The organism is Mycobacterium sp. IS-1590 (genome assembly GCF_001500025.1).
Taxonomy (GTDB): Bacteria; Actinomycetota; Actinomycetes; order Mycobacteriales; family Mycobacteriaceae; genus Mycobacterium.
Genome location: NZ_LQIW01000033.1, coordinates 1 through 3,710 on the forward strand (window position 1 = coordinate 1; position 3,710 = coordinate 3,710).

Here is a 3,710-nt window from a genome sequence, read left to right on the forward strand (position 1 = left end):
ATGAGGTGGTTGACCCACCGGGGCGGCCCGATAGACGAGTTCAACCAGACGGTGGTGGTGCAGGCCCCCGATGGGGTCACCGAGTCCGATGTGGCCGCGGTGCTGCAGGCGTTGGTGGACCGACACGCCATGTTGCGGTTGCGCGCCGAGCGTGACGGCGAGGGCGGGTGGTCGTTCGTCGTGGCTGAACCCGGGTCGGTGGATGCCGGTCGGTGTGTGCAGTCGGTGCAGGTGTTCTCCGATGAGGCGCTCCTGGCGGCGCGGTCACGATTGGATCCGGCCGCTGGCGTGATGGTGAGTGCCCTGTGGGTGACCTCGACGAAACAGTTGGTGTTGATCGTCCACCACCTGACCGTTGACGGGGTGTCGTGGCGAATACTGGTGGAAGACCTCAACTTCGCCTGGGCCCAGCGCCGCAGTGGGCAGCCGATCACCCTGCCGGTTGTGGGGACCTCGTTTGCCCGCTGGTCGGCACTGTTGGCTGACCATGCTTACGCCCCTGCGGTCATGGGTCAGGCCGAGGTCTGGAAACGGGTGGCTGAGGTTCCCGCGCTGTTGCCCGCGCCCCAGCCCGCTGATACTTATGCCGGTGCTGGGCAGTGGTCGGTGTCGTTGGATACCGAGACCACTGCGGTGTTGGTGGGGCAGGTGCCTGCGGCGTTTCACACCGGTATCCACGAGGTTTTGTTGATCGCTTTGGCGATAGCGGTGGGTGAGTTTGTTGGTGCCGGTGGGCCGGTGGGTATCGATGTGGAGGGCCATGGCCGTGATGAGGGTATCGCTGCCGGGGTGGATCTGACTCGTACGGTGGGCTGGTTCACCACCAAATACCCTGTGGCCCTGGATATCTGTCGATTGTCGTGGGCGCAGGTCACCGCAGGTGATGCCGGCCTGGGTGCGCTGGTCAAAGACGCCAAAGAACAACTTCGTGCTCTGCCCGACCCACTGACCTACGGTCTGCTGCGCTATCTGAACCCCGACATCGAGCTACCCGAGCACGATCCCCCGATCGGTTTCAACTACCTGGGCCGACTCACCAGCACCGGACAAGAATCGTCCGACGACCTGTGGCGCATCGGACCCGACGGAGTGTCGCTGACCGGTGTTGCCGCAGCGGTCCCGATGCCGTTGGCCCACACCGTCGAACTCAACGCCGGCACTGTCGACACCGGCACCGGACCACAACTACACGCCCACTGGACATGGGCACCCTCAACGCTCGATTCCGAGCGGGTCAACCGACTGAGTCGGCTCTGGTTCGAGGCTCTGGCCGGCATCTGCACCCACGTCCGCGCAGGGGGCGGCGGCCTCACCCCCTCCGACATCGCACCGGCCCGGTTGACCCAACACCAGATCGACGACCTCGCCCAGCGCTACGACGTCACCGACATCCTGCCGTTGACGCCTTTGCAGCAGGGATTGCTCTTCCACACCAGCACCGCGAAGGCGAGCGACGATGCCTATGCGGTCCAGCTGATGATCACCTTGAGCGGCGCCCTTGACTCCTCTCGGCTACGCGAAGCGGTGAACACCGTCGTCAAGCGTCATCCGAACCTCGCGGCCCGCTTCCACATTCAGTTCGACGAGCCGGTCCAGACTATCCCGGCCGATCCCGCCGTTGGGTGGCGGTCTATCGAACTCGTATCCGAAGAGCAGATCGAGCGGATAGAGGCCGAAGAGCGAGCTGCGGTCTGTGATCTGTTCGGCCAGAATATCTTTCGGGCCGCTCTGATTCGCACCGCGCACGAGCAGCACCGGTTCGTCCTCACCTTCCACCACATCGTGATGGACGGCTGGTCGCTGCCGATCCTCGTCGGGGAAATCTTCGCCAGCTACCACGGGCACCAGCTACCCACCCCCGCGCCGTACCGCAGCTTCATCGCCTGGCTCGCCGAACGGGACGATGACACCGCTGAGAGCACCTGGCGCGACGTATTCGTCGGCTTCGAAGAGGCGACGCTGGTTGGCCCCGCGGACCGATCGACACCCGGGCGTCGCCGCGTGGAGAGCTTCCGCCTACCCGCTGAGATGTCCAGCGACATCGGCGAATTGGCGCGTTCGCTGCATACCACCGTCAATATTGTGCTCCAGTCGGCGTGGGCTCAACTGCTGATGTGGCTGACCGGTCAGAACGACGTCGCCTTCGGCACCGTGGTTTCGGGGAGGCCAACCGAGCTGACCGGCGCGGAATCGATGGTCGGGCTGTTGATCAACACCGTGCCGGTGCGAGCGGCCATGAACCCCGCCGCCACGACGGCCGACCTGATCACCGGGCTGCAGCGCGTCCACAACGCTACGCTGGATCACCAGCACCTTGCGCTCAGCGAGATCCACCGCATCACCGGACATGATCAACTGTTCGACAGCATCTTCGTGTACGAGAACTATCCAGTCGACACCGCTGCCTTGTCCGGCATGACCGAATTGATGATCACCGATGTGTGTGGTCATGAATCCACCCACTACCCGCTGACGATCGCGATCCGGCCTGGCGCCGAACTGGAAATGCGCATCGAGTTCGACACCGCTGCGTTCGATGAGATCAGTATCCACGGGCTGATCGGGCGGTTGAGGCGGGTCTTGGCGACGATGACCGCGGACCCGGCACGGCGGCTGTCAGCCGTGGATCTGCTGGACGCTTCTGAACGCAGCCGACTCGACGACCTCGGCAACCGCGCCGCGCTGAGCCGGCCGTCGACCGGTGTGTCGATACCGGAGTTGTTCGCCGCGCAGGTGGCCCGAATGCCCGATGCGGTGGCCCTGAGTTACCAGGGCCGGTCAATGACCTACCTGGAGTTGGATCTGGCGGCGAATCGGCTCGTGCGCTCATTGATCGGTCTCGGTGCAGGCCCCGGAAGCACTGTCGCGCTGTTCTTTTCACGTTGTCCGGAAGCGATCGCCGCGATGCTGGCGGTGCTCAAGACGGGAGCGGCGTATCTGCCGATCGACCCGGATCTGCCCACCGATCGGATCGGATTCATCTTCACCGATGCCGCGCCGGTGGCCGCGATCACCACAGCCGAGCTGGCCGCCCGCCTGGACCAACCCACCGTGCTGATCATCGATCTCGAGGATCCCGCCGTCGACGATCAACCCGTCACCACAGTGCCGATGCCCGACCGCGACGACATCGCCTACATGATCTACACCTCGGGGACCACCGGTGTGCCCAAGGGGGTGGCCATCACCCACCGCAACGTCACCGAGGTGCTTGCACCGAAGAATGCGGATCCCGATGCGCCGACAAGAGTGTGGGCACAGTGCCATTCCCTGGCTTATGACGCCTCGGTCGAAGAGGTCTGGGGTGCACTGCTGGGCGGTGACCGGTTGGTGATCGTTCCGGAATCCGTGGCCGGCTCGGCCGACGAGCTACACGCGTTGCTCACCGCCGAGCAAGTCACCTTCTTGAGCCAAACCCCCTCCGCAGCAGCGGTGTTGCCCCCCAGCGGGTTGCCGTCGATGACGCTTCTGGTCGCCGGTGAGGCGTGTCCGGCGGAGGTGGTGGATCGGTGGGCGCCGGGCCGGGTGATGGTGAACGCCTACGGTCCGACCGAGACGACTGTGTGTGCCTGCAGGACGGGACCTTTGACGGCCGGCACGGCGGCGCCGCCGATCGGTGTACCGATAGAGGGCGCGGCGGTGTTTGTGTTGGACGGTTGGTTGCGTTCGGTGCCGGTGGGTGTGGTGGGGGAGTTGTATGTGGCTGGTGT

Annotated in this window: 1 protein-coding gene; it reads left to right on the plus strand. The window is 64.9% G+C overall.

Going from position 1 to position 3,710, the window contains the following annotated elements; all coding sequences use genetic code 11:
• Positions 1-3,710: condensation domain-containing protein (locus AU197_RS17645; RefSeq protein WP_156434464.1), on the plus strand; the 3,710-nt coding region annotated here is incomplete at both ends.